This is a genomic window from Methylocystis sp. Uni0008 (assembly GCF_056838045.1).
The window spans coordinates 238,727-265,311 of the sequence record NZ_CM166370.1; the positions used below are offsets into that span (position 1 = coordinate 238,727).

At 62.2% G+C, this 26,585-nt stretch carries 26 protein-coding genes and 1 pseudogene; 13 read left to right on the forward strand and 14 right to left on the reverse strand.

Annotated features, from left to right (window positions below):
- Positions 1 to 3: 3 nt before the first annotated feature.
- The 4 genes from AC0X69_RS01145 to AC0X69_RS01160 all read right to left on the reverse strand — a co-directional run bounded on the left by AC0X69_RS01145 (position 4) and on the right by AC0X69_RS01160 (position 1,711).
- Complete coding sequence (locus tag AC0X69_RS01145; RefSeq protein WP_482610485.1) at positions 4 to 288, reverse strand: helix-turn-helix transcriptional regulator; 285 nt, start codon at positions 286 to 288, stop codon at positions 4 to 6.
- A gap of 182 nt (positions 289 to 470) precedes the next feature.
- Complete coding sequence (locus AC0X69_RS01150; protein WP_482610487.1) at positions 471 to 956, reverse strand: DUF2285 domain-containing protein; 486 nt, start codon at positions 954 to 956, stop codon at positions 471 to 473.
- A gap of 64 nt (positions 957 to 1,020) precedes the next feature.
- Positions 1,021 to 1,215 (reverse strand): transcriptional regulator domain-containing protein, encoded by a 195-nt coding sequence (locus AC0X69_RS01155; protein ID WP_482610489.1) that lies wholly within the window; start codon positions 1,213 to 1,215, stop codon positions 1,021 to 1,023.
- A gap of 193 nt (positions 1,216 to 1,408) precedes the next feature.
- A complete protein-coding gene (locus tag AC0X69_RS01160) occupies positions 1,409 to 1,711 on the reverse strand; it encodes a hypothetical protein (RefSeq protein ID WP_482613286.1) in 303 nt (100 codons plus the stop codon).
- A gap of 108 nt (positions 1,712 to 1,819) precedes the next feature.
- On the opposite strand from AC0X69_RS01160, the pseudogene AC0X69_RS01165 reads away from it, so the two are divergent.
- Positions 1,820 to 2,035: pseudogene (locus AC0X69_RS01165) on the forward strand (helix-turn-helix domain-containing protein); the annotation flags it as partial.
- A gap of 183 nt (positions 2,036 to 2,218) precedes the next feature.
- On the opposite strand, the gene AC0X69_RS01170 reads toward AC0X69_RS01165, so the two are convergent.
- Both AC0X69_RS01170 and AC0X69_RS01175 read right to left on the reverse strand, forming a co-directional pair.
- The gene (locus AC0X69_RS01170) at positions 2,219 to 2,542 is read right to left on the reverse strand and encodes a DUF736 domain-containing protein (protein ID WP_123176285.1); all 324 of its coding nucleotides are present in this window, start codon (positions 2,540 to 2,542) and stop codon (positions 2,219 to 2,221) included.
- A 550-nt stretch (positions 2,543 to 3,092) separates the two neighbouring features.
- On the reverse strand, positions 3,093 to 3,551 hold the full coding sequence (locus AC0X69_RS01175; protein ID WP_482610491.1) for a hypothetical protein: 459 nt from the start codon (positions 3,549 to 3,551) through the stop codon (positions 3,093 to 3,095).
- Between the two features lie 209 nt (positions 3,552 to 3,760).
- Here AC0X69_RS01175 and AC0X69_RS01180 point away from each other — a divergent pair, with 209 nt between their 5' ends.
- Complete coding sequence (locus AC0X69_RS01180; protein WP_482613463.1) at positions 3,761 to 3,913, forward strand: hypothetical protein; 153 nt, start codon at positions 3,761 to 3,763, stop codon at positions 3,911 to 3,913.
- On the forward strand, positions 3,900 to 4,274 hold the full coding sequence (locus AC0X69_RS01185; RefSeq protein WP_482613287.1) for a GNAT family N-acetyltransferase: 375 nt from the start codon (positions 3,900 to 3,902) through the stop codon (positions 4,272 to 4,274). Before AC0X69_RS01180 ends, AC0X69_RS01185 begins: the two co-directional genes overlap by 14 nt.
- Before the next feature lie 163 nt (positions 4,275 to 4,437).
- Here AC0X69_RS01185 and AC0X69_RS01190 read toward each other — a convergent pair whose 3' ends face one another.
- The 7 genes from AC0X69_RS01190 to AC0X69_RS01220 form a co-directional block, all read right to left on the reverse strand.
- The gene (locus tag AC0X69_RS01190) at positions 4,438 to 5,376 is read right to left on the reverse strand and encodes a DUF2493 domain-containing protein (protein ID WP_482610493.1); all 939 of its coding nucleotides are present in this window, start codon (positions 5,374 to 5,376) and stop codon (positions 4,438 to 4,440) included.
- A 288-nt stretch (positions 5,377 to 5,664) separates the two neighbouring features.
- Positions 5,665 to 6,747: a DUF7146 domain-containing protein gene (locus AC0X69_RS01195; protein ID WP_482610495.1), complete on the reverse strand. Its 1,083-nt coding sequence runs from the start codon at positions 6,745 to 6,747 to the stop codon at positions 5,665 to 5,667.
- Between the two features lie 72 nt (positions 6,748 to 6,819).
- A complete protein-coding gene (locus AC0X69_RS01200) occupies positions 6,820 to 8,946 on the reverse strand; it encodes a ParB/RepB/Spo0J family partition protein (RefSeq protein ID WP_482610497.1) in 2,127 nt (708 codons plus the stop codon).
- Positions 8,947 to 9,121: 175 nt separating this feature from the next.
- Entirely contained in the window at positions 9,122 to 10,075 is a 954-nt protein-coding gene (locus AC0X69_RS01205) for an ArdC family protein (RefSeq protein WP_482610499.1), read from the reverse strand.
- 210 nt (positions 10,076 to 10,285) lie between these two features.
- Entirely contained in the window at positions 10,286 to 11,182 is an 897-nt protein-coding gene (locus tag AC0X69_RS01210) for a hypothetical protein (RefSeq protein WP_482610501.1), read from the reverse strand.
- A 256-nt stretch (positions 11,183 to 11,438) separates the two neighbouring features.
- Positions 11,439 to 12,686: a type II toxin-antitoxin system HipA family toxin gene (locus AC0X69_RS01215; RefSeq protein ID WP_482610503.1), complete on the reverse strand. Its 1,248-nt coding sequence runs from the start codon at positions 12,684 to 12,686 to the stop codon at positions 11,439 to 11,441.
- On the reverse strand, positions 12,679 to 13,014 hold the full coding sequence (locus tag AC0X69_RS01220; protein ID WP_482610505.1) for a helix-turn-helix domain-containing protein: 336 nt from the start codon (positions 13,012 to 13,014) through the stop codon (positions 12,679 to 12,681). The genes AC0X69_RS01215 and AC0X69_RS01220 overlap by 8 nt, the downstream gene beginning before the upstream one ends.
- 163 nt (positions 13,015 to 13,177) lie before the next feature.
- Here AC0X69_RS01220 and AC0X69_RS01225 point away from each other — a divergent pair, with 163 nt between their 5' ends.
- The 6 genes from AC0X69_RS01225 (at position 13,178) to AC0X69_RS01250 (ending at position 17,668) form a co-directional block, all read left to right on the forward strand.
- On the forward strand, positions 13,178 to 13,483 hold the full coding sequence (locus tag AC0X69_RS01225; protein WP_482610507.1) for a hypothetical protein: 306 nt from the start codon (positions 13,178 to 13,180) through the stop codon (positions 13,481 to 13,483).
- Positions 13,480 to 13,845, forward strand: a complete 366-nt coding sequence (locus tag AC0X69_RS01230; protein WP_482610509.1) for a helix-turn-helix domain-containing protein — start codon at positions 13,480 to 13,482, stop codon at positions 13,843 to 13,845. Before AC0X69_RS01225 ends, AC0X69_RS01230 begins: the two co-directional genes overlap by 4 nt.
- Positions 13,845 to 14,747 carry an ImmA/IrrE family metallo-endopeptidase gene (locus AC0X69_RS01235; protein WP_482610511.1) on the forward strand — a complete coding sequence of 301 codons (903 nt, stop codon included), beginning with the start codon at positions 13,845 to 13,847 and terminating at the stop codon, positions 14,745 to 14,747. Before AC0X69_RS01230 ends, AC0X69_RS01235 begins: the two co-directional genes overlap by 1 nt.
- Entirely contained in the window at positions 14,740 to 15,594 is an 855-nt protein-coding gene (locus tag AC0X69_RS01240; RefSeq protein WP_482610513.1) for a thymidylate synthase, read from the forward strand. The genes AC0X69_RS01235 and AC0X69_RS01240 overlap by 8 nt, the downstream gene beginning before the upstream one ends.
- Before the next feature lie 143 nt (positions 15,595 to 15,737).
- On the forward strand, positions 15,738 to 16,745 hold the full coding sequence (locus AC0X69_RS01245; RefSeq protein WP_482610515.1) for a nucleotide kinase domain-containing protein: 1,008 nt from the start codon (positions 15,738 to 15,740) through the stop codon (positions 16,743 to 16,745).
- A gap of 17 nt (positions 16,746 to 16,762) precedes the next feature.
- Positions 16,763 to 17,668, forward strand: coding sequence for a nucleoside triphosphate pyrophosphohydrolase family protein (locus AC0X69_RS01250; RefSeq protein ID WP_482610517.1), 906 nt, complete (start codon positions 16,763 to 16,765; stop codon positions 17,666 to 17,668).
- Here AC0X69_RS01250 and acpS read toward each other — a convergent pair.
- Entirely contained in the window at positions 17,650 to 18,078 is a 429-nt protein-coding gene (acpS, locus tag AC0X69_RS01255; protein ID WP_482610519.1) for a holo-ACP synthase, read from the reverse strand. The genes AC0X69_RS01250 and acpS overlap by 19 nt on opposite strands.
- A gap of 83 nt (positions 18,079 to 18,161) precedes the next feature.
- On the opposite strand from acpS, the gene AC0X69_RS01260 reads away from it, so the two are divergent.
- The 4 genes from AC0X69_RS01260 to AC0X69_RS01275 all read left to right on the forward strand — a co-directional run bounded on the left by AC0X69_RS01260 (position 18,162) and on the right by AC0X69_RS01275 (position 26,080).
- Positions 18,162 to 18,893: a dCTP deaminase domain-containing protein gene (locus AC0X69_RS01260; RefSeq protein WP_482613288.1), complete on the forward strand. Its 732-nt coding sequence runs from the start codon at positions 18,162 to 18,164 to the stop codon at positions 18,891 to 18,893.
- Between the two features lie 44 nt (positions 18,894 to 18,937).
- Positions 18,938 to 20,722: an ATP-dependent nuclease gene (locus AC0X69_RS01265; protein WP_482610521.1), complete on the forward strand. Its 1,785-nt coding sequence runs from the start codon at positions 18,938 to 18,940 to the stop codon at positions 20,720 to 20,722.
- A complete protein-coding gene (locus tag AC0X69_RS01270; protein WP_482610523.1) occupies positions 20,709 to 22,529 on the forward strand; it encodes an ATP-dependent helicase in 1,821 nt (606 codons plus the stop codon). Before AC0X69_RS01265 ends, AC0X69_RS01270 begins: the two co-directional genes overlap by 14 nt.
- Positions 22,530 to 22,735: 206 nt before the next feature.
- Positions 22,736 to 26,080 carry an NERD domain-containing protein gene (locus AC0X69_RS01275; protein WP_482610525.1) on the forward strand — a complete coding sequence of 1,115 codons (3,345 nt, stop codon included), beginning with the start codon at positions 22,736 to 22,738 and terminating at the stop codon, positions 26,078 to 26,080.
- The last annotated feature ends 505 nt before the right edge of the window (positions 26,081 to 26,585 follow it).

Below are 26,585 nucleotides of genomic sequence, written 5' to 3' on the forward strand. Positions count from 1 at the left end.
AGCTCAACGGCGCGGCTGACTGACGCGAAGGAGGACGTCACTGGCGTGGCGACGCGCCGGTAAAACGGTCCCGACGCCGGGATCGGACGTTGAGGCTTTGGTTCCGCGCTCCACCCATGCCTGCAGATCCTCGACGCGATAAACGACACGGCCGCCGAGCTTGGAGTAGCGGGGGCCGGTGCCATAGGTGCGGTGCTTTTCGAGCGTGCGGCCGGAGAGGCCGAGGAAGCGTGCGGCTTCGGGCGTGCGCAAGTAGCGCGGCGGGAGTTCTGCTGGTTGCGCGGACATGATCGAACCTTCGAGTGGCGAAGCGCGCCGCCGATGATCGGCGGTCGTCGTCGATCACATTGGCGGAGAAGGTCCGGCGGGAGGGATGACGGATATATTGAGTGCGAGATTCGTCACCCTCGCAGCTGCGAGTTGTCGAGGTGCGGTTAACGGCTGAGCGGAATTGTCGGCGAGCGGGTCGACTATCTTGTCAGAAGCTTGCGATAGCCACCGCGCATCAGCGCGACGCCGCCTTTTACAAGACGAATCGTCATGGCGCGTATCGAGGATGTCTTCCAAGGCTCACGGTTCAGTCGCTCATGACCAAATAATTGCTGTGCAATGTCGCGATAGGAGGCGTCGGCGAGATGTCCGTCGAGCGCACGGAGCATCTCTGATATCCGCTTATGTTGGATCTGCGCTCCGCCGGCGGCCGATCCTCCGTTGATATGACGGAAAAAGCGCAACGTTGCCGCGGAACGCGTCTGCGTCGACTTATCGACGGGAATAAGAGCGGAAAGCGCGACGCCTGGGGCAGGAGGGCCAGGTAACCAGAGCCGATGTTCCCGGCATCTCGCGCCAAGGATCAAATAGTCTCCATCCGACGTGATGCGGCGCGAACGCAGATCTGGCCAATTTTGCGGCACATAGACGAGCATTGACGTCAGAGCCGGATGCGCGTCGAGCATCACAACGCTGGAACAGCATTCGGGACGCCAGAAAATTTCCGCTTCGGCGGCGTTCAGCGCGGGGTCAGCCGCGAAATCGAAGCCCCCAACACCGCTCGGGTCCTTCTACGCCGGCATCGAGCCGGGCTCGGAACTCGGAATCGGCGTATCGCGCCCGATATTCATCGTTGCGCCGCAGATATTCCCAGGCGTAGTCGCGCCAGTTCGTATCTCGCAAATGCTCATATGCGCCTTCTGAGCGCCAATCGCCGATGGTCATGAAAATTCTCGTAAGGAGTGGCTAAGCCTATGTTTAAAAGAAATTTTGGCGAGAATTTGTCGCGAAAACCATTCGGATTTGCGTGGATATTCGCTTCGGCGATTCCAGTGCCCACATCATCGCCTCAATAGCGACGTGACCGAGCCACAAGAACGTGAGTCGCTCTCAGCAAACATCGGATCATGAGTCCGGTTTACGGCGTGCCCTGGAGCAGATCCTTGTAGCCATTCGTGGTCATCCACTCCGCACGCTTAAGATGCGTATCGTAGGCGCGTTTCGCGCGTTCCGGCTCACAGGCTGGATCGATTCCAAGGACGATCTTCGACACCTCCTCCCAGGCCGCGCCTTCTTTTGCGGCGTCCAGCAACCGCAAATAGATGACCGAATGGGCGCGGTCATAGTCGACGACTTGGTCGTCATTAGGCGCGACGTCGGCGACGGAACTCGTATTGGTGTGCGGCACGATTTGCGAATCCAGAAGCGATGGATGTTCGATTGTGGACACTTTGCCAACTTTTCCCGTCAAGGTCTCGCGCGAAAGTGGGGCGCAAATACATACTATAGTGGATAAACATCATAGTGTGTGTCGGTCCAGCCTTTCCCCATGGATATGCGGAGGCTGGTCGGACGGAACGTGCGAAGAATCAGGCTGGAAAAAGGCCTGACGCAAGAAAAGTTTGCCGAACAGTCGGGTTTTACGCAGCAATATATGAGCGGTCTCGAGCGCGGTCGCAGAAATCCAACGATTGTGAGCCTTTATGAAATTGCGCTCTCTCTCGGGGTCGACCACCTCGCTTTGGTCAACCCCGATGACGAGGCGCGTGAAGAAGAAGAGCGACGCCTCGAGGCGATAGCGCGGGGGCGGGCGCAAAGCCGCGTGAAGCGACGGGAGTCAAAACCTCCGAAGAAAAGGGTGCGCGCAGGTGGAAAATCACGCGCCAAAGCGTGACTTGCCCAACAGTGAAGGACTCCCCGCCCGATGTCTCAGGCGGGGCGTTGGCGTTCAGTCGCCATTCGGCTTGCGACCCCGCGACCAGATCAGGGTGTAGCCCTCACCGTCTTCGTCGTCGAAGAGGTTGGCGTAGATCGGAGCGGTGAAGCTCGGATCGTCGAGCTTGACCGAGAGATAATCGCGACCCTCGTTGGAGCGCTTGGACCAAGCGGCGCCGATTTCCGCACGGCCAACAAACACGCGGTGGCTCGGGGCGTTGTCGTTGGAGCGGTTGGCTTCTGGAACGATGCGGACGCCTTTGGCCTGGACGCTGAGCGTCACGATCTCGCCTTGGAACTCGTTGCCGGACTTTTTGAAGGAGCCGATGTTCGCCATGATAGTTCTCCTGTGATCTGTTGTCTTCGAGCCGCGCCCACCGCGGCCTCGATGGCGATCGACGGGCCGAAGGCGATCGGCGACGCACCCGCCAGCGGGCCGAAGCGGAGCGGAGGACGGCGGACGGGCGACTTTCTTGCTTCGCGCGGAATGACGCCGCAGGCGTCAGGGGAAGAAAGTCGTCAGTCGCCGTTGCGTCCAAGGCGATCGAGGCGCAGCTGTCCTTCGGCCAGATCACGCCATAAGAGAGGCCACGGTGGTCGTGCTTGGCCAGACAGCCTTCGCAGGAGATTGGCGGACATCGAAGCGTCCGCACAAGCCGCGCGGCATTCCATGCGAAGGAAAAGAAACGCTGGCGCAAAGAAAAGCGGCCCACGCATCACCGAACGCAAGGGCGACAGCATTCGAATTCCTGATCATCACGCGTTCGAACTGCAATCGTGCCCGACGCGGTTCAAATGCGCAGCCCGATAGCGAATGTTCCCTTAGCGGTTCGCGTTCGACGATGGGTCAGTCTCGATCCGCCTTTCCAGCAATGACCCGCGAGGGTTCACTCGTCTTTGTTCACAGACGCAATGGGCGGGGCGCTCGAACGAGCCAAGGCCCGCCGATCGACATTTGGCGAGGCCAATGTCATGCGCGCCCAAGCCGTTGCTCCCACCGCGATCGCGCCAACTACGGCGAAAGCGTCTTGCCAAGGTTCGGATGACGCGCTGAAACGGGCAAGACCACGAATCGCGTGATATCCGGCGATAGCGGCTGGCGCGGCGAAAAGGAAAATAATGGCTGCGCGCAGTTGCGGCGAACGGGCGGCCGCAATGGCGCGCTGTCCACCGGCGAGCAATGCGGCGCTGACAAAGACGCCGACGACGATCGCGCCAATGGGACCCGCGCCGCTCTGATAGGCGGCGAGCATCGCGGTGGCGCCCACGAAGAATGGCAGCGCATTGACGGCAAGCGCAAACAGCAACCAACAGAAGAAGGCAAGAATGGGAATGGCGATGAGCATGGCGGCCTCCGTGACAATGTCAAACGGTCGCGCCTCCCACCACCGCCACGGCGCTATCGCTACAATAATCGAAGTAGGGACACACGGAAGCAGTTAAATGGTTCGAAACACCCGCAGCATCGATTTCAGCTTTGCGCCACTATCGAAGTTGACGCCATCGGCAGACATTGAGTCTCGGCTGGCGCCGCTACAAAAGGGATTGCTTTGAGATGAACGAATTCATCATTAGGATTGCTTCCGTAGATGATGACAGGAAGGTGAGCGCTCTTCTCGACGCTAGCTATTCGACGCTGCTGCGAGGCCATTACAAGAATGAATTGCTGGTTGCTGGTTGTCGCGTTGCCGCTGATGACGAAGGCTAATCCGCATCTGCTTGCATCTGGGACCTATTACGTCGCAAAGACGGCTGATGAGGAATGCATCGGATGCGGCGGATGGACCTTGGAGCGGCCCGGCGACGGCGAGATCCAAAATGGAGTCGCGCATATCCGACACTTTGCGACGCACCCGCGATGGCTACGCAAAGGCATTGCGAGCGCGCTCCTGTTGCGCTGTATGCGAGACGTTGAAGAGCGGTCTATTCGGACACTCGAGTGCTACTCGACACTGAATGCATCGCACTTTTACGGTAGCATCGGCTTCAAGAGAATTCGGACGATTGAAGTGCCGCTGACGCAGGAGACTAAGTTCCTGGCGATCCACATGACGCGCACTCAGGGTTGAGGCCAATGAACAAGTCGGGTTAGCAGCGGAATTCAGGTTGAGCCATAATTCCAGCTCGTCTGGCGATTTTGGCGATCGGTAATCATCGGATTGCGCAACGCGACAAACGCTTAATCTGAATCCCTTTGCTGCAGCTGATTTGCGTGCGGCGGCGGTCTGTCGCTCATGCGCCGCTCTCGCTGAGTTTCCACACCGGGATGCCGAGCATGCGCGCCTTGTCGGCGAGATTGGCGGAGATGCCTGAGCCGGGAAAGACGATGACGCCGATGGGCAGCGTCGCCAGCATTTGATCGTTGCGCTTGAATGGCGCCGCCTTGGCGTGACGCGCCCAGTCGGGCCTGAAAGCGATTTGCGGCACGTTGCGATGATCGGCCCAGCAGGAGGCGATTCGTTCGGAGCCGCGCGGACTGCCACCATGCAGCAGCACCATGTCGGGATGCTTGGCGAGCACCTTGTCGAGCCGATCCCAAATGGCGCGATGGTCGTTGAAGTCGAGTCCGCCCGTAAAGACAACCTTGGCGCCGACCGGAAGCAGTGTCTTGTTCGCAGCGCGTCGCTGGGCGGCAAGAAAATCGCGACTGTCGATCATCGCCGAGGTGAGTGCGCGATGGTTGACCTTGGAGCCTGAGCGCGGACGCCAGCATGAGCCGATGTGGCGCTCGAAGTGGTCTGCGGCTTCGTCGCGGAAGAGCTCCATGCTGTCGCGGCGTTCGACGAGCGTCCGCCCTTCGACGATCAGGCGTTCGAGTTCAACCGAGCGGATTTCCGAGCCGTCCTGTTCATTCTGACTGCGTCGCTGCGCCTGCTCATTGTCGTCGAGTTCGCGCTCGATGCGTAAAACAGCGCGGTGGAAGAGATTGACCGTTGACCAGAGCAGCGCCTCGAGGTCGGGTTCGAGGCGGGTGTCGCCCAGTGTCGCGACAAGAGCGTCGAAGATGTCGGCTACCGCCACGGTGATCGTTCGCGCTTCGGGAAGTGGTCTCGGGTCGGGTTCGTCCTGGAAGGGACGGAAGCCATAGAGCTGGAGTTGGGCGAGCACGCGTTCGGTCGAGGATGAATGCGGCGGTGACTCGAAGCCCGGTATGTCGCGATCGGTCGTCATCTGCGCTTTTCCTTCGTCGGATTGACCGCGACCCTCGCGGCCTTCATGGCGACGAAAACCGGCGGGCGGTTCTGACCCGCACCCGAAGCGCAGCGAAGGGCCGCAGCGCAGCGGAGGATGGCGAAGGGCCGGCTATTTTGTCTCGCGCTGTAAAGCGCCCAACGGGCGCGACGGAAAATGGTCGGCCCGGAGCCATTGCGTGGCCATGCCGACTGCCGCAAAGATCGCCCTCTATGAAGGCAAGGGACGCGGCTTTCTCCGACAATGGCGGAACGCTGCGCGATCCGATCAGACACGTAGCCGACGCCGCTGAATCGGCCTCGTTCGCCTTCGCGGTTCCATGAAGCGCGCGACGTCCTGTGGCGCGAGTTGCAACCTGATGGGCGCTCGTAACTGCTCGACCCCAAGCAGACGGAGGTCGTCGTTGAAGTCGCCCAGCGTCGGCGACAGGATGATCGTCTCGATGCCTGCCGAATTTGCGCGGTCGAACAAGGTCGCCGCCGCGCCGGCGCCTGCCGCGTCGTTGTCGCGCAGGACATAGAGGCGGCGCACGGTGGTCGGAAACAGGATGGCGCCAAGATGCGCGGACGACAGCGCCGCGATCATTGGCATGGTCGGCATGACGCAACGAAGCGACAGCACGGTTTCGATTCCTTCGCCCGCCGCCATGATGTCATGCGCCACACCGAAGCGGACAGCGTTGCCGAGGAGACAGCCCATCGCCCGTCTCGGCGTTTCGATCGATGCCTTGCCGCTGCCAGATGGGTTGAGCCAGGTACGATGCGCTCCGGTGAGCTTCCCCTCAAGATCGGAGACGGCGGCGATCAACGCGGGCCAGGTCTGGACCCGCGAGCGATTGTCCGGCCGATAGTAACAACGCGGATGGAAGCGCAGATTAGTGGTTTCGTGGAAAGCGGTAATGCCGCGATGGCGCAGATACGTCTCGGCAAGCGTGCCCGCGATCGGCCGCGAAATTGCGAACAGGCGTTGCGCCGACTCCGGCGAGCGCGCGAGCGTCGGCTCTGCGCAGGGTCGTTTCTTATCCGGTTCTGGCGCTGGTTGCCGGAGGCTGAGAAAGCGCCTAGCCTCGTCGACGACGTCTCGAAAATCGCTCAGTCGACACGTCTCGCGGATAATGTCGAGCAGATCGCCGTGTTCGGCCGTCGCCGAGTCGACCCATTTACCCGCAGCGCCCTTGCCGCTTGGTGGACCTTTCAGGCGAACGAACAGGCTACGCCCGGGCTCATTTCGAACATCGCCGACCAACCAATAGCAGCCCACGCGCCGGCCGTTGGAGAGATAGCGCCGGCAAACCGCCTCCGCTTCGCGCGCGAGACGACTCGCCAGCTCTGACGCGATTGAGCTGGACATGGCGCGCGCCCTCCAAGAGGAAAGGGACTCGCCATTGCTGGCGAGTCCCTCCAGGGTCGGCCTCGGGGAGGTCTACTCGGCGGCGATGTCCTGGGGGGCATCCACCGAGCCGTCGTCAGAGTCGCCCCGAGCAGCGATTTCGTCGATAGCCGTTTCGTTTCCGGTTCCCGCCGTTTCTTCGACGACTGCATCAACGTTAGTAGCCGCCACAGTTGACGGTTCTGACCCTTGCGCCATGCGCCCCGGCGTGCGCAGCGGTTCGGGCAGCCAGCCAGAACCCGACAGCATCTGCTCGGCTGCCTGTGCCATGTCCCCTTTCTTCAACTGCTCGATGCGTTTCGCCTGTTCGGCGCCCTTCGCCTCGCGCACGGCTTCGACGATCCTCGCTTTAGTCACACGGCCGAAGAAATTGTCGACAGTCGGCGCCCATCCAGTCACGGTGATGTCGAGTGACAACTCTCGCGCGAGACGGTCGGCGTGAGCCATGGCCCTTGGCCGGAAGCTCCAGGCTTCATGCACGGCGTTGACCGTGAGCGAGACGCAATGGGCGAAGAGGCGTTGCTGCGTCTCGGCGTCAAACGTCATCAACGCGTCCCACAGATCGCCGGGTTCGGCGGGGAGCTGCTGCGCCCAACCGTTATGACGCGCGTCGACCTTGGTTGCGAGCGAGGTGTCGCCAAGCCCCGGCGCCTGGGCGCCGAAGGCGACCGTTTTCGGTTCGATCTCCAGACAGGAGTCCGAGCCGTAATGGTAGAATTGTTTAAGGCAGAGAACATGCAGCGCCGCGAGAAAGGCGACGCTGGGATCATTGCCGATGGCTTCGCGCAGCGCCAGCGTACGATAGGCGGTGAGTTCGGTGAGCAATTTGTCGGGGAGGGGCCGCAGCCCTTCGTCGTCATCATCCGCAGGCTCACGTTGAACCGCGCCGTCGTCCCGCGAGGCGGGTTTGGTTCCCGCCGCCGCCGATGAAGCATTTGCTTCGATCTCCTCTTCCGTCTCGGCGGTGTCCTCTTTTTCGATCGCCGCTTCGTCTTCGGGGCGAACATAACCGCGCTCGACGCGAAGGCGTCCCGAACCGTCGATGCTGACGAAAGCGCCGGCGCTGGCGATGTCCGCGGGCGCGTATGTGACCGGCCGCTCGTCGATCGCCGTCATTGCGGTTTCGATCTCGCAGAGTCGTTGATCGACTTCCTTGGGAATTTCGTCTGCGTCGGCGTGAGCTTCTTCAAGCTGTTCGGCCTCGACGCGCAATGCGTCGAGCGTCGCGGCTTCTTCGTCCGTAAGAGATGGCCGCTCGTCAGAAATGTGGCGCAGGCCATAGGTGTGGCCGTAAGGGAAATCGATTGCGACCTCGACCCATTTCCAGCCCTCGGCGCGGATGGCCTGCGCGTCGCGTTCCAGTTTCTCGCCAACAAGCCGGTCGAGCAGGGAAGCGTCCTGTAGCCAGCCGCCGTCGTCACTTTGAAACAAATCGCGCATGACGGCGCCGCCGGCGGCTATATATTCTTCGCCGACATATTGCGCGCGTTTCTCGGACGCGCGCACGGCGCCCTCGGTCAAGAGTCTGCGGATTTGATAGGCTTCCTTATTGTAGGAGCGCTGGACCGCGTCCCAGACTTGCTCCTGTCGCTCATGGTCGGAACTGACCGTGAAGCCCATCAACTGATCGAGCGTCATATCGTCGTCAGCATAGACGTCGAGAAGTTTCGGCGACACCGACGCGAGCCGTAGCCGCTGCTTGACGACGTTGACGCCGACAAAAAAGGCGGCGGCGATCTCTTCTTCGCTCTGTCCTTTTTCGCGCAACGCCAGAAATGCGCGGAATTGATCGAGCGGATGCAGCGGCGCGCGCTGCACGTTCTCGGCGAGGCTATCCTCTTCGGGCGTTCCCTCGGTGCGCACGACGCAGGGGATCGGCACATTACGCGCGAGACGCTTCTGCTTCACTAGAAGTTCCAGCGCGCGGTAGCGACGCCCGCCTGCCGGGATTTCGAACATGCCGGTCTCGGCGCCGTTGTCGTCGAGAACGGGCCGCACGGTGATGCTCTGCAACAGCGTCCGACGCGCGATGTCCTCGGCAAGTTCCTCGATCGAGACGCCGGCCTTGATTCGCCGGACATTCGACTGAGAGAGAACAAGCTTGTTGAAGGGGATGTCGCGCGAGGACGACAGGGTGATCTTCTGAATGGCAGTAGCCATCGGGATTGTCTCCCCGACGGGCGGCCGAGAGCCTCTCTCTCGACCTCCAACCCGTCACGAAAACCGGCGCAGCCCTCTACCTCTGGAACGCCGGATATCCGGCGCCCCGGAGATGCGCGTCCGCGCAAATCCGGCATTGCGTGACGGCCGGTTTGCGGTCGCGACAGAAGCCGGATCACGCGGCGTCCCGCTCGTTCGCAGTAGAGACCTGCGCGTCATCGTCAGGAAGAAAGCCGAGGAGGAAGTCGGCGGCCTTGCTCGCCTGCGACGCTGCGCGAACGATGGCGCGGTTGTCCTCGCGCAGCACCTCCAGCCAGGAGCCGATATAGTCGGCATGACGCACTGTCGGCACGATGCCGAGCGAGGCGCAGCAAAATGCGGCGTTCATCTCCGCGACCAGCTCTTCGAACGCGTACTTCTTCGAGCCGAAGGAACCCGAGAGATCGCGATTAAGCCGATGCGGGGCGCCACTGGCGTGACCAAGCTCGTGAAGCGCGGTGCGGTGCCAGTTGATCGGCTCGAAATAGGCTTGCGGCGGTGGGACTTGCACATAGTCCTGCTCGGGCATGTAGAAGGCCCGGCTTCCGCCGATGCGGAAGTCGATGCCGCTGGCTTTGATCAAGGCTTCGACCTTGGGCTCGATGAGGCCCGGCTCGGGTGGTGGCGCCGCGACCACGAGATTCTCCGGCAAGCCTTCGCATTGCGCCAGGTTGAAGATGGTGAAGCGCTTGAGGAAGGGGATCGCTTGCGCTTCCTCGCCGGTCTCTTGCGCCCGTTTCTTCTCGTCGTCGGGAATGAAGCGATCGGCATAGACGACGGTGGTGCCATGCTCGCCCTTGCGGACGTTACCGCCAAGACCGAGGGCCTGTCGAAACGTCAACCATCCCTGGACCGGGAAGCCACGCTCAATCACCGAGCCCCAGAGGATCAGCACATTGATTCCAGAATAGAATCGCCCGGTGGCTGCGTTCTTCGGCATGGCGAGCGGCGCCTTCGCCGCCGCCGTGCCCCAGGGCTGCACCCAAGGCACGCGGCCAGCCTCCAGTTCGGCAATGATCTTGGTGGTGATTTCATCGTAGAGGCTTGTCCGGCTGGCGCCGGAGCGAGCGCAAGCGGCATCTCTGGACATCGCGGATCTCCGCGACGGGCGCCAGGAGCCTCTCTCCCAGTCCTCAACCCGTCACGGCAACCCGGTCCGCGCTCTCACTCTCAAGGGACGTTGCGGGGTCTCCCGCAGAAGGGGTCGGCCGAGACGGCAGGCTCGGCCGCAGGGGCAGGCTTTCCCCCTATTTGAGAAAGTACGAATTGTCGTAGTTGACCTACGATAACGGCAACAAAGTCAAAGCGGCTGCATTCGATTGCCGCTGCCACCATAGAACGCTTCTACGCGCTTCCGATAATATGTCGATCTGCGCCAAGGGAGATCACCCATCCGCCGGCGCGATCGGGACGCGTGCCGGGTGGTTGCGGCCAGCCGGTCGCGCACTGTCTTGGCCTCGCCCTCGATCGCCGCATCGATGAGATCCCGCTCCATGCCGACGAAGACCGGGCGCAGGTTGAGCCGGGCAAGCACATCTTGATCGGCGGGATTCGCGGTTGCGTCGATCAGTGGTCCCGCCCGGGTGACGATTCCGCCTACGAGCCCGTCGATGGCGCTGGCACCGTCCACTTCCCGTACTGGAGCAGTATTCAGGAGCGCTCTGGCGCTCGCGACGTCACGCTGAACCCCGTGCTCAGAGCGTTCGCGGGTTAGCCGCCGAAGCGCGCCCGCGAGCTCGGCATGGCCGAGCGGAGCGACTAGGTTGGCGACATGATGACGAAGGAGCCCGATGAATGCGGCGCCCTTATCGTCCGGATCGATCGGATCGCCTTCGTCGATGGGATCGCGAACGGAGAGATATGCGTGTGGCGGCGCATTTATTGCCGCGCCCCAGCGTGTGGCGATAGCGACGCGCTTGATCGTCACCTTCCGGCCTTTGGCCGTCACGTCGATGCGCTGGGCCTGTGTCCATCCCCTGGCGAGCGCATTGTCGGGGCCACCCCGGTCGTGGCAGCCTTTGGCTTCCGCCACCGTCAAAGAGGAGAGATCGGCGGCGCAGGCCACCCAGTCCGGCAGATCGCCGCGGGAACGGCGGACGATGTCGATGCGGCGCCGGCCATCGAGGAGCAGCGATCGGCTTCCGACGTGCGCGAAGATGGAAAGGTTGAGGTAGCGCTCGAGATTGGCGCGGGCCACAAAGCGTCCGAACAGGCCTGACAGCGCGACCTTTACCTCGCGCGCTTATCCGAGAGGCTCCTTGAAGATGAACGGTGTGCCCGGACCGTCGCGGTGAGCAGGGCATCCAGAATAGACCAGGCACCATAGGCGGCGCCGGGGGTCTGAAGCACCTCGCGGATGCCGGCATCCTCGATCTCGGAAACCTCCAGATCGACGGTCGGGCCAGCGACGGGGCTCGCAGATGCGGGGTGGAAGCTATGGATGAAGGTCCGCGTCACAGCGCCAACGCTCGCTTGAGATCGTCGTGCTCAAAGGCGCTGGCCATGCGGGTGATCTCGGCGGGTCGGGCGCCGGCCTCCTTCGCGGTCTCGCGCCAGGTTGCCGTCACGGCCGCAACTTCCTTGATGATGGCGCGTGCTGCCGCGAGGCTGAGGCCGAAGTACTCCGAGACTGCCTCGAGGAGATCGATCGAGCAGGTGCCTTCGTCTAGATCGATGTTCGTCGTCAGCACCCGGGCCTTGAGGTCGGTAGGGACGGGGTTGAGGTCATAGACGGGGGAGAGCGACCAGCCCGCCTTGCCAAGCCACAGGAAGCCGTGGTTGCGCAGGTGATCATCCACATTCGAGATCAGCACGTTGAAGGCGACGCGACGGTACAGCGCCTGCGCGTCGGTCTTCGCTTGAGCCCCGTGCCGCGTCAACGCATCGACGATTTCGGGATAGCTGCCGCGCTCGCCGTCCTTCGATCCAGTCATCGCCATGGCGGAGAGGAACGGGATGCGAATGGCGCCGTCTCTATCGAAGCGCCGAGAGAGGAGCACCGCGTTTCCGCCGACCCGTAGCAATTCATGGTAGGGTGTGGCGATGCCGGCGCGCCCCGCGAGGCGTAAAGCAATCTCCTCCCAGGTCTCCAAGCTGTAGTCGTCGGTTTCCTTGGGGAACTTCGCGATGGAGAGGTGGCCGTGCTGATCGATGACCGACGCCTTGGGGCGTGAACCTCCAAGTGACGATCCGGGTGCGAAGATGAGCTGGAGATCCTCGTCCGTCTCCTCGTCGCGAAAGACGCGCTCCGTCACGGCGAGGAGACGCCCGAGCTCGATCAGGGCGGGCACGCCCGCGCGAAGCGGCGCTTGAAACACGTCGTCGCCTGCCCAGCGGAATCGGAGCGCGCCAAGACGGGTCTCATCGGCGACGCCAAGAAGGTAGTCGCTCTCGGCGAGGGTTCGGATTGCGCGGCCTTCGCGCTCAGCGAACCGCCGCTCGGCGCGCTGCATGAGGCGGCGGCCCCAGGTGTCGGGGGCGGAGTCGCCGATGGACCCGAAGATGGCCTGTCCGGCCGGCGGCGCAAAGCCGCCGCGGGTCAATGCGAGGGCGGGCTCGATCGAGAAGCGATCCGGATCAGCGAGCCATTCTGCCGCATACTCGAACACAACAGTCTCGTTGCCCCGCACCTTGTTGCTGCGCGCTAAACCGACCGGACGTGTGTGTCCGTTGAGGTCGATATGGACTTCGATGTCAGTCATGGTCGGTCGGTGCCGATGTGCGCTTGAGGCGGACGCGCTTCGGCAGGTCCGCGCTGGCCAAGGCTTGGCCGACGCTGTCGCGGGCAATGTCGGCGATCTCGCCCAGGCCGTCGAGCAGGCCAAGCGCGTGCAAGACAGCGGCGTAGATGCCGATGCTGACATTGGCGTCGCCCGCTTCGACCTTTTGCAGGGTCGAGCGGGACGTGAACGCGCGCTCGGCCACGACCGCCATGGGCAGCCGCCGGCGTCGCCGGGCGTCGTGGATATCCGCGCCCAGCTTACGCAGGGCGCGCCGCACAGCGGCGGGGGGATGATGTGGTGTCGGCATTTGCGTTCTTCATGCTACCAAGGCGGTCTTTATGTAGCAGGAAGATTACAATTTTTCCACTGGAGCAGGCTAAACAGCTATCTGGCGCTATGCCAGCGGCATCGCTCTTGAATATTCGTGTTGGTAAGATTATCTTACCGCATGTCGGATGAAGGAGGTGCCCATGGATCCCGCTGCGCTGAAAGACAAGCTGATCGCCGTACTCGGTCAAATCCAAGCCGATAGTGGTCTTGAATGCCCGCCGCTCACCGGCGCCACTAAGCCGGTTGAGAACCTGCCGAAGTTCGACAGCAAGGTCTGGCCTGTCGCAACCACCATCCTCGCCACCGAGATTGGCGCGACGATCCCGAATGACGTGAACATCTTCATCGACGAGACGACCAAGCTCCCGCGTTCGATCGACGAGACGGCCGCCTTCGTCTGCGACCTGCTCAAGAAGCAAAGCGAGAAAGAAGTGGCGGCGGCATGACCGAGCTCGATTCCGCCAAGCGGATCCAGATCGCCGAGCGTCTAAAGGAGGCGCGCAAGCTTGCGGGCCTATCGCAAGGCCATGTCGCCAAGATGCTCGGCCTGCATCGCCCTTCCGTCAGCGAAATGGAAGCCGGCAATCGCCGCATCTCGGCCGACGAACTCGCCCGGCTTGCTGAGATCTATGATGTCAGCGTCACCTGGCTGCTGGGTGAGGCACCCGATACGCTCGACGCTCAGGACCCGCGGCTCGAGCTTGCGGCGCGTGAACTGTCCAAACTCAAGCCCGACGATCTGGAACGCCTGCTCAAGCTGCTGGCCGCCATGCGCAGCGATTCCACCCCGAACGGAGGCGATCGTTGATGAACGTGATGCGCACCACCAAACCCAGCTTCAATCGCCGCGGCTTGGCGACCCAAGCGATGCAGGTCGCGGCGGCAACGCGGGCGACGGCAAAACTCGACCAAGTCGGCCCGATCTGCATCTACGGGCTGTGTGAGACGCTGGGCGTCGCGGTGCGCTTCAACAACATCAACATGGAAGGGATGTATCAGCGCGGCCTGCCGCCGCGCATCCACCTCTCCGCGCGGCGGCCGCTGCCGCGGCGCGCCTACAATTGCGCGCACGAGCTCGGCCATCACGTGTTCGGCCACGGCTCGTCGATTGACGAGCTGCGCGAGGACGCCAAGGCGCAGCCTTGGGAGGACCCGAAGGAGTTCCTGGCCGACACCTTCGCCGGCTTCATCCTCATGCCCATCATCGGCCTGCGCCGCGCGTTCTCCGTCCGGGGCTGGACCCCGGAAACGGCGACGCCGGCGCAGATCTTCACGATCGCCTGCGAGTTCGGCGTCGGCTATGCGACCCTCCTGACCCACCTATCGGCAGGCGTGAACGTGCTGTCGCGCGGCCGTGCCACCGCTCTGCAGCGCGTCACTCCTAAGGTGCTACGCATGAACATCCTCGGCGCGCTGACGCCTGAGCCCCTGATCGTTGCCGACAGCCATCGCACCGCGCCCACCCTGGACGCAGAGGTCAAGACCCTGCTCCTTCTGCCACCTGGCACCGAGGTGACGGGCGATGGCCTCGCCGTCGAGCGGGATCTCGCAGCCGGACGCCTCTTCCGCGCGATGAAGCCGGGAATCTTTCAAGCAAGCGCCGGTGACTGGGCCGTCTTCGTGCGTGTCGCCCCGATTCAGAAAAATGAGCCATACGGCTATGTCGGTCTCGCGCAATACCGCCATCTGGAGGAGGACTCGGATGAGTAAGGCGAAGATGGTCATAGCGCCGCCGCCGGTGGTGATCGACGACACTAATCTGTCGCGCGCTTGGGCGCGGCTGCTGTTGCGGGTTCTCGATGGTTCCGGCACTGAGGTCGCGCCGCTGATCCTGAGCCTGACCGGCTTTGCGCAAAACGGCGCTGCAGCCGAAGACCCGGCGGTGCGCCAAGCCCTCGATCGGCTGCTCAAGCGCAAGGGGCGACTCGTGGTCGACGATGTCGCGTTCACAATCTTCCCGCAGCGCCTCTGGGAGATGTCGCGTGGCGACCGGACCCGCCTTTTTGCACTCTATCGCGCGACGTTCCCGCGCTGGCAAGCAATGAACCGCAAGGCCAATGGCCGCGGGCTGTATTTCGAGCGCATGGTCATGTACGGGCGCGGCCCATGCGATGGCAATCAACTGGAGTGGATTTTGTCTCAGTTCAATTCGCGGACAGGCGTGCGCCGCTCGATGCTGCAGGCCACCACCTTCGATCCGGGTCGCGACCATGTCGCGAGCGCGCAGTTGGGCTTTCCCTGCCTGCAGCAAGTGAGCTTCGATCCGACTGCGGCCGGACTCGTCACCAACGCCTTCTACGCCACCCAGCAGATCTTCGACAAAGCCTATGGCAATTATCTTGGCCTGGCGCAGCTCGGCGCCTTCATGGCCCATGAGATGGGCATGCCGTTGGCGCGCCTGAACGTCATGGTCGGGATCGCGAAGCTCGAGCGGATCACCAAGAGCGACGCCGATTTCGCGCCGATGGTCGCCGCCGCCCACGCCCTCGTGGCGCCGCCCGCCGCTCCGGTGGTGCGCTCAGTCGTCGCTGCCGCGACCAAGGGAGCAACGCTTTGAATTGGAGGTCACCGAAATTTCCTCCGAAACGCCCACGCGGCCGCCCTCCGAAGTCCCGTCACGTTGAAACCAACGGATCGCTGCCGATGGACTTGCCCGTCGCCGTTCGGCCACCTGAGCCATCGACGACAATGGCGCCCATCGTGCTGCGCCATTTGGCACCTGCCAAAGTATCAGAGGTCTATGAGAGTTATTGGCGCTTTGCCGCCGAACGGCAGGCGGTGTTCTTTCGACGCGTGCGGGGCGAAACGCGCCCGTGGACCGACAATCCGGTGCTAGCGATCTACAAGTTCACCAACGCCTACCGCGCGTCCGACCGGGTCAGCCAATATCTCATCCGGCATGTCATCTATCGCGACGACCTGCCTAAGTCGCCGCGCGAAGTGTTCTTCCGCATCGTGCTGTTCAAGCTGTTCAACAAGATCGAGACTTGGGAGCTCCTCGAACGCGCGCTTGGCCCGATCACCTTCGAGGACTATCGCTTCGCTGCCTTTGACGCGGTGCTCGCGCGCGCGATGAAGGCCGGACGTCGCATCTACTCGGCCGCCTACATCATGCCGCCGGGCAGCCGCGCGTTCGGGCGATCAGCCAAGCACCAGAACCATCTATTGCTGCTCGAACGCATGATGGCCGACCGGCTCGCGGAGCGGCTGGCGCAGATCCGCACGATGCAGGAGGGCTTCGAGAAGCTGCGCGCCTATCCGACGATCGGCGACTTCCTCGCCTACCAGTTCATTACCGACATCAATTACAGCGAGCTCACCGATTTCAGCGAGATGGACTTCGTCGTGCCCGGGCCGGGCGCGCGTGATGGGCTGCGCAAATGCTTCGTCGACCCGGGCGGTCTGAACGAACCCGAGCTCATCCGGCTGATGGCCGATCTCCAGGAGCAGGAGTTTCAGCGCCTTGGACTGGACTTCCAATCGCTCTGGGGCCGCCGGCTCCAGTTGATCGACTGCCAGAATCTATTCTGCGAGTTAGATAAATATGCGCGCGTGGCGCACCCGCAGGTCACGGGAAGAACTGGCCGCGTTCGCATCAAGCAGAAGTTCGATCCGATCCCGGACCGGATCGATCTGTTCTATCCCCCCAAATGGAAGCTCAACGACAAGATCCGCATCGCCGCGCCGCACCGCGCTGCAGCGGGGTGACTGCGAAGGAGGCGAGCATGGATTTCAACACCTATCAGAAGGAGGCTTTGCACACCGATCGTGTGCCCGCACGCGACGGTGTCGACGATGCGACCTCGTTGATCGTGCCCATGCTTGGCCTCGCCGGCGAAACCGGCCAACTGCTCAGCGAGTACAAGAAGCACCTCCGCGACGGCGAGGCACATCGGCTGTTCAAGGAGCGCGTGTCCGAGGAACTGGGTGACCTGCTCTGGTACATCGCCAATGTCGCCAGCAAGTTCGACCTCTCGCTTTCCGACGTCGCCGCCGCCAACCTGGCCAAGGTCAAGCAGCGCTGGGCTAGCGAACGCACCGAGCCGCTGACTTTCGACGCCGAGTTACCTGAAGGCGAGCGCCTGCCGCGCCGTTTCGAGGTCGAGCTCATCGACGTCGAAGGCGAAGTGCGCCAACGGGTGCGGGTCCTGATCGACGGCAAGCCGTTTGGGGCAGAGCTCACCGATAATGCCTATGATCCCGACGGCTATCGCTTTCATGACGTGTTTCACTTCGCCTACGCCGCCGTGCTTGGCTGGTCGCCGATCACGCGCGCCTTGCTTCGGCGAAAGCGCAAGAGCCGGCCGCTCCTCGACGAGGTCGAAGACGGCGGGCGCGCGGCCGTGATCGAAGAGGGTGTGGCGGCGCTGGCCTTCGATTATGCCCGCCGCCATCGCTTTCTCGAAGGCGTTGCCGCGCTCGATTTCCAGCTGCTGCGGACGATCAAGGACATGACGTCTCATTTGGAAGTCCGGCAGTGCACGACTGGCGAGTGGGAACAGGCGATCCTGCAAAGCTTCGAAGCGTGGCGCGCAGTGTTTGCCGCGCGCGGCGGCCGTATCGCTGTCGATCTCGACGCACGGCGCATCGCCTTCCTGGGCCCGTCTGCTATTCAGGAATCGTGTGCGTGAGCCTCCGGCCCCAGCGCGAGTACGCTTGCCATCGCCAGGCCACCAGCATGGCTGATGCTGAGCCGCCAAGCAGTTACGCCCAACGACGCAGCGGCCTTCGCCGCACCGCCGGCAAGCCGGACCTCCGGGGCCGCGCCGGGCGCGCGGTGGATCACCACATCGGTGAACGCAACTCCCGCGCCGAACCCCGTGCCGAGCGCCTTAAGCACCGCCTCCTTAGCGGCGAACCGCCCAGCCAGGCGCTCGATCCGATCGGGCCCATCGCCGATCTCGTCAAGTTCGACTTGAACGAAGCAACGCGGAACCAGCGGGTCGCGCGGATCCTCAATCCAGCGCCGGATCTCGGCGACGTCAACTAGGTCAATGCCGTGTCCGATGACGTTCACAAGGCCCGTCTTTCCTTGAGACATACGAAAGCGCGTCCAACACTATGGCGCGCCGTGAATGAATAATAGAGAGCAGGGGGAACGAAGCGATGAATAAACCGCCAGCCATGTTCTGGAGTGGGGAGACGCTCAGCGAACGGCTGAAGACGCTGATCGAGCCGTTCGTGCCCGGGCGGGTAGACTGCGCCGCCTATACTTTGTCGATCGGCCCTGAAATCTATGTGTCGCCCAACGATCAGACAGCTGATCCCACCACGGTCACCGTCCGCAAGCTCGGCGATGGCGAGGCGTTCACTATTCCGCCGGGCCAGTTCGCTTTTCTGCTCACCGAGGAAATCGTCTCCGTCCCCGCCGATGCCCTGGCTTTCATCTCGATCCGCGCCAAGACCAAGTTCCGCGGCCTCGTCAATGTTTCTGGATTTCATGTCGATCCTGGCTATAGCGGACAGCTAACGTTCGCTGTCTTCAACGCCGGCCCCGTGCCGATCCACCTCAAGCGCGGGCAACCGATCTTCCTGATCTGGTACGCGAGCCTCGACTGCGAGACCGGCTTCAAGAAGGATGGAGCCGTTCACAAGGGAATCGATCCCGAACTGGTGACGGCCGTCGCCGGTGAACTTCAGTCCTTCGCCAGCCTTTCGAAGAAAATCAAGGACGTCGACAAGGCGCTCGGCGATCGCGTCCATGCCGTTGAGAAGGAGCAAACCTACTACCGCGTCATCGGCGCCGTCGCGCTTGCGTTCGTGATTGCGCTGACGGTGAGTTGGCTCAAGGACATTGTTCCGTCGCGATCCACTTCGGCCGCGCAGGCGACAGCAGCACCGGCGGTAAAACCATAGATCGGGCAGTAATATTCGATGACTTAGAGAATTAGGGGGCGAAGGTGCGAATCTCGCGCGTAAAAATAACGAATTTCACGAACTTTTCCGAACTCGATGTGCGAACCGGCGAGAGCGTCGTAGTCGTCGGCGAAAACAAAGTTGGCAAGAGCAACTTCGTCCGAGCCCTGCAACTCATTCTCGACCCCGGCCTGTCGGAACGCGAGCGCCAGCTCGGCCTTGAACACTTTTGGGACGGACTGGGCGAGAACAAGATTGGAGAAACGATCGAGATCGCTATCGAGCTGACCGACTTCACTGACGATCCGCGATTGATGGCGCATCTCAACGACTGTGTGGTGGACCCGGGACCGCCCATGGTCGCGCGGCTTACGTACCGCTTTCAACCCAAGGCCAATCTCGGACGCGATCCGGAGAGCTTGGCCGACTATGAGTATATCATCTTCGGTGGTGACGATCCCGAGATGTCCGTCGGTCCGTCGCTACGGCGGATGCTACCGCTCGATGTGCAGGTCGCACTGCGCGACGCCGAGAAAGATCTGTCGAGCTGGCGTAACTCACCGCTGCGGCCGCTGATTGAGGAACTCGCCAGTTCTCTCGATGAGGATGCGCGCGCGGAAATCCAGGAGCAGGTCAACCAGGCGCAGGCCGAGCTGGTGAGCCACGACGAAGTGGTCGCTACGGCGGAACGGATCAGCGAGCGGCTGATCGCTATTGCTGGGGAGCAGCATGCCGTGCCGTTGACGCTTGGCCTCGCGCCGACGCGGGTTGATGCGCTGCTGCGGAGCTTGCGTCTGCTGATCGACAATGGTGCGCGCGGCGTTCCTGACGCCAGCCTTGGCACCGCCAATCTTATCTTTTTGGCGCTCAAGAGCCTCGAACTCGATCGTCTCGTGGCAGACGGCGAGCGTGACCACACGTTCTTCGTGGTCGAAGAGCCTGAAGCGCATCTTCACCCGCATGTTCAGCGGCTCGTCTATCGCTACTTTCTCGGAAGCGTCGACGATGGCGAGGAGGTCACGTCGCCCCTCACGACGATCCTGACCACGCATTCACCGCACATTGCGAGCGTTACGCCGATCCGTTCCATCGTGCTGCTCCGTCATGATGCAGCGGCGAATGCGACGGTCGCGGTTTCGACGGCCACGGCCCCCCTCAGCGAGCGCGACGAGGCGGACCTTCAGCGTTACATCGATGTAAGCCGCGGCGAGATCTTCTTTGCTCGGGGCGTGATCCTTGTCGAAGGCGACGCCGAGCGGTTCCTAGTCCCGGCTTTTGCCGATGCGCTGGATATTCCTCTCGACATGCTGGGCATCACGGTCTGCTCGGTCGGCGGCACGAATTTCACGCCCTACGTCAAACTGCTTGGTCCCCAGGGCCTGAACATCCCGCACGTCATCCTGACGGACCGCGATCCGAACGGGGTGAGCCATCCGCGTGTTCGTCGGCGGCTGATCAATGTGCTGCAGTTGTGGGAAGAGGGCGTCAACTACCGGCGTCTGGACGCAGATACCGTGATCGCCCGCGCTGAGCCGTTCGGCTACTTCGTCAATAGCAACACGCTGGAGCCGGAGCTGTTCACCAGCGGACTCGCCGAGGCCATGCAGGAGGTGATTGGGGAGGAGCTTTCTATTGGCGACGACACGCGGGGGGAACTGCAAGGATGGGTGGACGAACCTGACACACTCGATGAAGACGCGCTGATCGCGCTCATCGAACGGATCGGCAAGGGACGCTTCGCCCAGGCGCTCGCCCCTAGCGTTACCGAGGACACCTGTCCGGATTACATCCGGCAGGCGCTGGAGCATATCCGCGATGCCGTTGCGTAGTGTCAGCGCGGCATATCTCGCCCAAGCGGCCGATCTTGCCGGCAATCCGGGTCAGCAAGCGGCCTACGACTCCACAGGCAACTGCGTGGTGCTGGCCGGGCCAGGCAGCGGCAAGACCAAGACGCTGGTGCTGAAGCTTGCCCGGATCATGGCGGAGGACGTGCGCGCGCCACGAGGAGCGGCGTGCATCACCTACAGTCAGGAATGCGCACGCGAGCTGACGCGTCGTCTGGAGCGACTGGGCCTGCGCGAGGCGCCCAATCTCTTCATCGGCACGGTGCATGGTTTCTGCGTGAGGCATCTCGTCATGCCGTATGGTCGGCTCGCGGACCTGCCGGTGGCGCTCCCGCTCACCGTCGCCACGCAGCAGCAGAGCGACCAGGCGATGAAGCGCATCGGCGACCGTCTGTTCGGCGTTGGCCACCCCAACAAGCCCATGGACTTGGGACGGCATCGACGATCCGTCCTCGACAGGGCATCAGTCGCTTGGACAAGCGAGGGGGAACTCGCCGCATGGGCAGAGGGATACGAAGCCGAACTGCGCCGGTTAGGTCTCATCGACTTCGATGATCTTGTGATTTTCGGACAGCGTCTGGTGTCAGAGCATGACTGGGTGCTGCCGCTGCTCCAAGCAAAGTTTCCGGTCTTGGCAGTTGATGAGTACCAGGATCTGGGCGTTGCGCTGCACCGCATCGTTAAGCGCGTGGCATTCGATGGCGGCATCCGTCTGTTCGCCGTCGGCGACCCGGATCAGTCGATCTATGGATTCACAGGCGCGGACGGAGCGTTGCTGCAGGAGCTAGCCGAGCGAGACGACGTCGAGCGTGTCCAGCTTCAGCTAAACTACCGATCGGCGTCGCGTATCGTGAGCGCTTCGGAGATGGCGCTCGGCGAAGCGCGCGGTTATCAATCCCATGATCCCGACCGCCAGGCGGTGATTGCGTTCGTCGAGTGTGACGATGGCCTTGCGGGGCAAGCGGCTCACGCGGTCGCCGAAATCATCCCTGCGGCGCTCGCTGCCAAGCCGGGCCGGTCGCTCGGTGACATCGCGATCCTCTATCGGGACTTTCGCGCCGGTGACATTGTGGCCGAAGCCGTGACCGCAGCAGGGTTGGACTTTATTCGAGTCGATAACGCCGCCCCTTACCGCAAGGTTGCGCTTACGAGCTGGATCGAGGACTGCGCAGCTTGGTGCGCAGGAGGCTGGCGTGAAGCGCGGCCACAATTGCGAGGGCTGCTTGATCGGTGGTTCGGATTTCGTCGGGCCCGCATTTCCGATGAGCAGGCGCGGGGTGAGGCGCAGCGCCTGACCCAGCTTCTCTGGTCACTCCGGACTGATGACAGTCTTGCGCGCGACTTCGTTGCGGCGCTGAAAGCGGGGATGCTCGACGCGCCGATGGCGGCGGAGCCGAGCCTCTCAGACCAGCGAGAACAAGTGGGAAGGATGGTCGCAGCTCTCGCCGTTGGCGGCTCTTTAGCCGACCTTGATCTAGCGAGCCTCGGCGGACGCGACGGGTCGCCGCTGCATCTAAATCTGTTAACTCTGCATTCCGCCAAGGGATGCGAATATGACGTCGTGATCATGGTGGGGCTCGACCTCGGTAGCTTGCCCTGGCGCAACGAACTGCCAGCCGCCCGCCGCGAAAGCCGACGGCTATTCTACGTCGGCCTTACACGGGCGCGCGACGAGATTCACATGCTATATTCCGGATTTGTGGATACGCCGCGCGGGCGGATGCATTGCGGGCGCTCACCCTTTTTGGACGAACTTGAAGAGCGCATGCAGCAGGCGGAGGGCGACGAGTAGATGCTGTCATTCCGCGAGGCCCAGGCCGTCGAAGACATAGCCGACCTTCCATATGACTTTCTTCCCGGCAGTGGGAATTCCGGGACGGCGTTTCCAATCGCAGCAGCGCAGGCCGGCCTCGGAGCGTTCCGGCTCGTGGGAGAGCAAATCGATGGGAGCTTTAAGCTCCGTCACCATACAGCCCACTCTGCATTGCGGAGCTCTCGTTGGCCTCGGTAGAGATTTTCATTGGCGCGCCGATTGAGCATGCTTCCGAGCGGGCCACGCTGAAGCACGCCTACGAATTTCTGTCCGCGCAAGGCATTCCAGCCGTCATCCTTGCGAATGTAAATCTTGGCGACCGGCAGGTCGATCTCGTCATCGCGATTGACTGCGCCGCGCTGGCCACCGAGTCAAAAGGCTTCACTTCGGCCGTGCGCGGGGGCCACAACGGCGATTGGGAAGCCCAACTTGCTTCCGGTGCCTGGAAAAAATTCGCGAACCCATATCTCCAGGCCATCGGCGAGAAGCTGGCGCTGCGTGATGCGATGCGAAGCTTTGCCGGGGCCGAAGTTCCTTATCCGAATGCGGCCCTGATCTTCGTTCCAACCGTTCCTCCGGGTTCGACGGCCCCGCAGAGTGATTTCAAGGTTTCGATCGGCGGCCTCGATGAACTTCCGGCGCTTATCACATCGATGAAGCGGGACGGGTGGTCATTGGATCAGTGGCGCGCCTTCGCGGCCCATCATCGCTTGCTCGCGGTATCGTCGATCGACGCGGCCTTGAGCCCGCAATTGCTCGATGCCGAGCAGCTGCTCGGCGCCTACGGTGAAGCATTCATCCGAACCTACGGCGGACCTACGTCTGAAATGGTCCCCATGTCGTGCGTTTGCGAAAGCGAAGAGCTTTCGTCGGAGGTCGTGCTGGAACGCTCCGTGCAGGACGACGACGTATTGCTGATGGGACCTTCAGGATGCGGCAAGAGCTTGCTCTCCTACGGCATCGGGCTCGCCGGGTTGGCGCGCGGAAACGTGCCGATCGTCGTGCCGGCGAAAGATTTTGAAGGAAGCTTGCGCGATGTGGTGAATCGCGAGGCCGCCTTGCTCGAGGCGAGGTCTGCCGCCGCGATGATTTCCGCTGCACGGCGGCTGAACCGCCGACTTATGCTTGTCGTGGACGGCTACAACGAATGCACGCCAGGGGAACGACAGCGCTTGACGCGAAGTATTGCTGCGGCCGTGAATCGGTATGATGCGCGAGCCATCATCTCTAGTAGGATGCCGCTTGAGCGCGGCGATCTTCTACCCGCACGCAGCTACGCGGTGCAGATTCCCGACACCAAAACAAAACTGGCCATTGCGCAACAGGCGGCCGGCGGCGTTTCTGCCGAACCGTTTGCGGAGTTGCTCGGCACCGTCGGAAGCGGTCTTGAAGCGAAGATGATCGGGCAGTTGGGACAACAGTTGTCGCCCGACACCAGTAAGTATGGCCTGTTTGATGCCTATGTGCGCGAACGGCTCGGCTCTGCCGCCTCCGATGGCATTCGCGCTCTATCCCGCATCGCTGGAATGATGACCGAGCGTATAAGTTTCGGCCTTTCGGTTCGGGAGCTAGACCGCCTGTCAGACCGCGAAGGGGTATCGGGCGCTTTATTGCAGACGCTTCAAGACGCGAACATTCTGGACAGGCGTGGCGACCGGGTGAGTTTCAGCCACGAAATGTTCCTCAACGTATTCGCGGCCGAAGCGATCATCCGGCGCGCGGGCGACGATCCCGAAGCGGTGGTGGCCGCGCTGCGGTTGCCGCAACATCTTGAGATGAGGCCTTTCGTACTGGGAGCGATCGACGATAACAGCTTCCGGCGCCAGGTGTTGCCGCAGCTATCAGACGAGCGGGTAATTCAGGCCTGCCTGGCGGGCCAATGCGGACCTGATGCGCAGCGTTGGGCAAACGAGCGCTGCGACGAGGTACTTGCGCGGATCGGCCAGGAAATCGCGACCGTGCGGTTTGATGTTTCCAACGAATTCATGTGGCACGTGCAAGCAAAGCCGGAGACGGTTCAGCCATGGTCCGCGCAGGACCGTGCGCTTCTTGCAGCCATTCCGCACGAACTGGTAGCGGGCCGCCGTCTCGATGAGTTGCTCGGTCTCATAGGAAAAATGGATGATCGGCTAGCCGAAGAGCAGCGCAGATTGCTAGATCAAGCCAGGGAAAAGAAGCTTGGTCTGCGAACGGGCCTCTATGCGGTCTGCTATGCGGGCGTGGGCATGCGCGAAATTGGGCTTGCGTGCATTTGCAGCCCCATTTCGAGCGGTCATCTCTACAACGGACCAAAGGTCGTAGCGAGCGCGAACCTGCGCGGGCGGTTGCAGTCCGAAACCTTGAGCCCTGGCCAGATTGGTCTGCTGATCGAACTCGACAAGTATTCCGATCGTAACGCGCCCTCGATCGGAACGATCCTTCCCGGAATTCTCGTTCGCATCTGGCCGAGAGCCGCCCACCACCTGCGGCTCGGGCTGATGCATGCGGCGATGATGAGCGCCCACGCATTAAATGACGATGAGCGTCGCGCATTGATTGCCTCCATCGAGGCAACGTGCATGACCAATGGCGGCTTTGACGCCTGGGGGATGATCGATGCGCTCAAATCCCTCGGCGCGCTCGACGACGATCAGGAAGAACATGTCGCGACCGTTAGGGCAGAGATGAACGAGGTTTTGGCCAACCGGGACAATCCTGATTCATGGAGGCGTGCGGCCGGTCTATGGAACGCGCAATTCGATCATCCCTATGATGGCGCGTATTGGGAAGGCTGGAACGGCCTTTCCGGCGACGACCGCAAGGCCTTGCAAGGCATGGCCGCGAAAAGCGTCGATCGCGACTCGATGTTCACTCCCTCCTTGATCGCGGAGCTCGCATCACATTCGGACCCGGCCGTCGGAGCAATCATTGAGCGCTGGACGGGATTGCCACCCAAGAAGGATGCATTCTTTCTGGACAGCATTCGCACATTCGAAATGGCTCACGTGGCGTTGGCGCGCCTGCGCTGCCCGTTGCCTGACCGTTCGGCCGAAGCGGTCTCTGCGGCGGACCATGCGCTGCTGGCTTGCGGCCGGATTCTCTACTGGCTGAATCGCGACGATCTTCCATTTTCGGAACGCAAGTCGAATTGTGCAGCCCCGCTCGCCATCCTGTCGCGCCATGAAACCGGTGTCGCGGCTGCCGTCGTTGGGGAATTCTTCAGGTCGGACCACATGTTCGCTGAAAGCGCGCGGCAGCTTCCGGGTTCGAAGCCGGTGACCTCTTTTGGACAATTCTTCCCTGATGAGGTCGCAGCGATTTACCGGGCGGCCCTTGAAAAGCTGACCCTTCAATCCGGCTATTTCGAGTTCTTCCGCATCGAAGACGTGATCGAAAAGGCTCTGGTGAATGTGGGGCGGTTCGGTAGCGCGAGCGACATTCCGCTGCTTCGTGCTTGGTCAATCTATCCTGATCTGGGGCGCTTCGCGATACAGGCCATCAGGGAGATTGAAGAAGCACCCGGCCAGATGAAGTTGCGTGCCAAGGGCTAGATGAGGTAGTGCGCGGCATCCTTGATCAGGACTTGAAGGTCTGACAAACCGGGCATTCTTGGGAGTCCGGAAAACCTCTACAAGAAACCGGGCTACACAATGTGAATGGCACGCGCACGTGGCGTTTGGACTAATGACGGCTGTTCGCTCACCATCGAGGTTATGTCGACATCAGGCGGAGTTCGACCTGACCGGAAACAGGCGCCGCTGCACTTCGTTGATGGCGTGCTTCCAGGGTGACGGTGAGCAACGAGCGTAGCGAGTGCGAACGCGTTGTGCTACGAATGCTGACGGTCTTTCCTTGTATCGGCGTGCAGCGCGCCCCATGGTCGATGGCGCGAAAAATCGACCGATCGTTGTCGATAGACGCTGAAACGTCGCTGAATTCGAATCGCGCGAATTTTCCTTTGAAATCATAAGCAAAAAATTTTGACGGCTCGTTGTTCGGATTCCGAGCGCCGTCGGAAAAACTTTGCGCTTATAAATCAGTACGTTACGATGCAAC

Excerpts from the sequence above, each read along its gene's own strand:
- AC0X69_RS01145 (WP_482610485.1), bottom strand. The coding sequence starts at position 288 with ATGTCCGCGCAACCAGCAGAACTCCCGCCGCGCTACTTGCGCACGCCC.
- AC0X69_RS01150 (WP_482610487.1), bottom strand. The coding sequence starts at position 956 with ATGCTCGACGCGCATCCGGCTCTGACGTCAATGCTCGTCTATGTGCCG.
- AC0X69_RS01155 (WP_482610489.1), bottom strand. The coding sequence starts at position 1,215 with ATGACCATCGGCGATTGGCGCTCAGAAGGCGCATATGAGCATTTGCGA.
- AC0X69_RS01170 (WP_123176285.1), bottom strand. The coding sequence starts at position 2,542 with ATGGCGAACATCGGCTCCTTCAAAAAGTCCGGCAACGAGTTCCAAGGC.
- AC0X69_RS01175 (WP_482610491.1), bottom strand. The coding sequence starts at position 3,551 with ATGCTCATCGCCATTCCCATTCTTGCCTTCTTCTGTTGGTTGCTGTTT.
- AC0X69_RS01180 (WP_482613463.1), top strand. The coding sequence starts at position 3,761 with ATGAACGAATTCATCATTAGGATTGCTTCCGTAGATGATGACAGGAAG.
- AC0X69_RS01185 (WP_482613287.1), top strand. The coding sequence starts at position 3,900 with ATGACGAAGGCTAATCCGCATCTGCTTGCATCTGGGACCTATTACGTC.
- AC0X69_RS01190 (WP_482610493.1), bottom strand. The coding sequence starts at position 5,376 with ATGACGACCGATCGCGACATACCGGGCTTCGAGTCACCGCCGCATTCA.
- AC0X69_RS01195 (WP_482610495.1), bottom strand. The coding sequence starts at position 6,747 with ATGTCCAGCTCAATCGCGTCAGAGCTGGCGAGTCGTCTCGCGCGCGAA.
- AC0X69_RS01200 (WP_482610497.1), bottom strand. The coding sequence starts at position 8,946 with ATGGCTACTGCCATTCAGAAGATCACCCTGTCGTCCTCGCGCGACATC.
- AC0X69_RS01205 (WP_482610499.1), bottom strand. The coding sequence starts at position 10,075 with ATGTCCAGAGATGCCGCTTGCGCTCGCTCCGGCGCCAGCCGGACAAGC.
- AC0X69_RS01215 (WP_482610503.1), bottom strand. The coding sequence starts at position 12,686 with ATGACTGACATCGAAGTCCATATCGACCTCAACGGACACACACGTCCG.
- AC0X69_RS01220 (WP_482610505.1), bottom strand. The coding sequence starts at position 13,014 with ATGCCGACACCACATCATCCCCCCGCCGCTGTGCGGCGCGCCCTGCGT.
- AC0X69_RS01225 (WP_482610507.1), top strand. The coding sequence starts at position 13,178 with ATGGATCCCGCTGCGCTGAAAGACAAGCTGATCGCCGTACTCGGTCAA.
- AC0X69_RS01230 (WP_482610509.1), top strand. The coding sequence starts at position 13,480 with ATGACCGAGCTCGATTCCGCCAAGCGGATCCAGATCGCCGAGCGTCTA.
- AC0X69_RS01235 (WP_482610511.1), top strand. The coding sequence starts at position 13,845 with ATGAACGTGATGCGCACCACCAAACCCAGCTTCAATCGCCGCGGCTTG.
- AC0X69_RS01240 (WP_482610513.1), top strand. The coding sequence starts at position 14,740 with ATGAGTAAGGCGAAGATGGTCATAGCGCCGCCGCCGGTGGTGATCGAC.
- AC0X69_RS01250 (WP_482610517.1), top strand. The coding sequence starts at position 16,763 with ATGGATTTCAACACCTATCAGAAGGAGGCTTTGCACACCGATCGTGTG.
- acpS (WP_482610519.1), bottom strand. The coding sequence starts at position 18,078 with ATGTCTCAAGGAAAGACGGGCCTTGTGAACGTCATCGGACACGGCATT.
- AC0X69_RS01260 (WP_482613288.1), top strand. The coding sequence starts at position 18,162 with ATGTTCTGGAGTGGGGAGACGCTCAGCGAACGGCTGAAGACGCTGATC.
- AC0X69_RS01270 (WP_482610523.1), top strand. The coding sequence starts at position 20,709 with ATGCCGTTGCGTAGTGTCAGCGCGGCATATCTCGCCCAAGCGGCCGAT.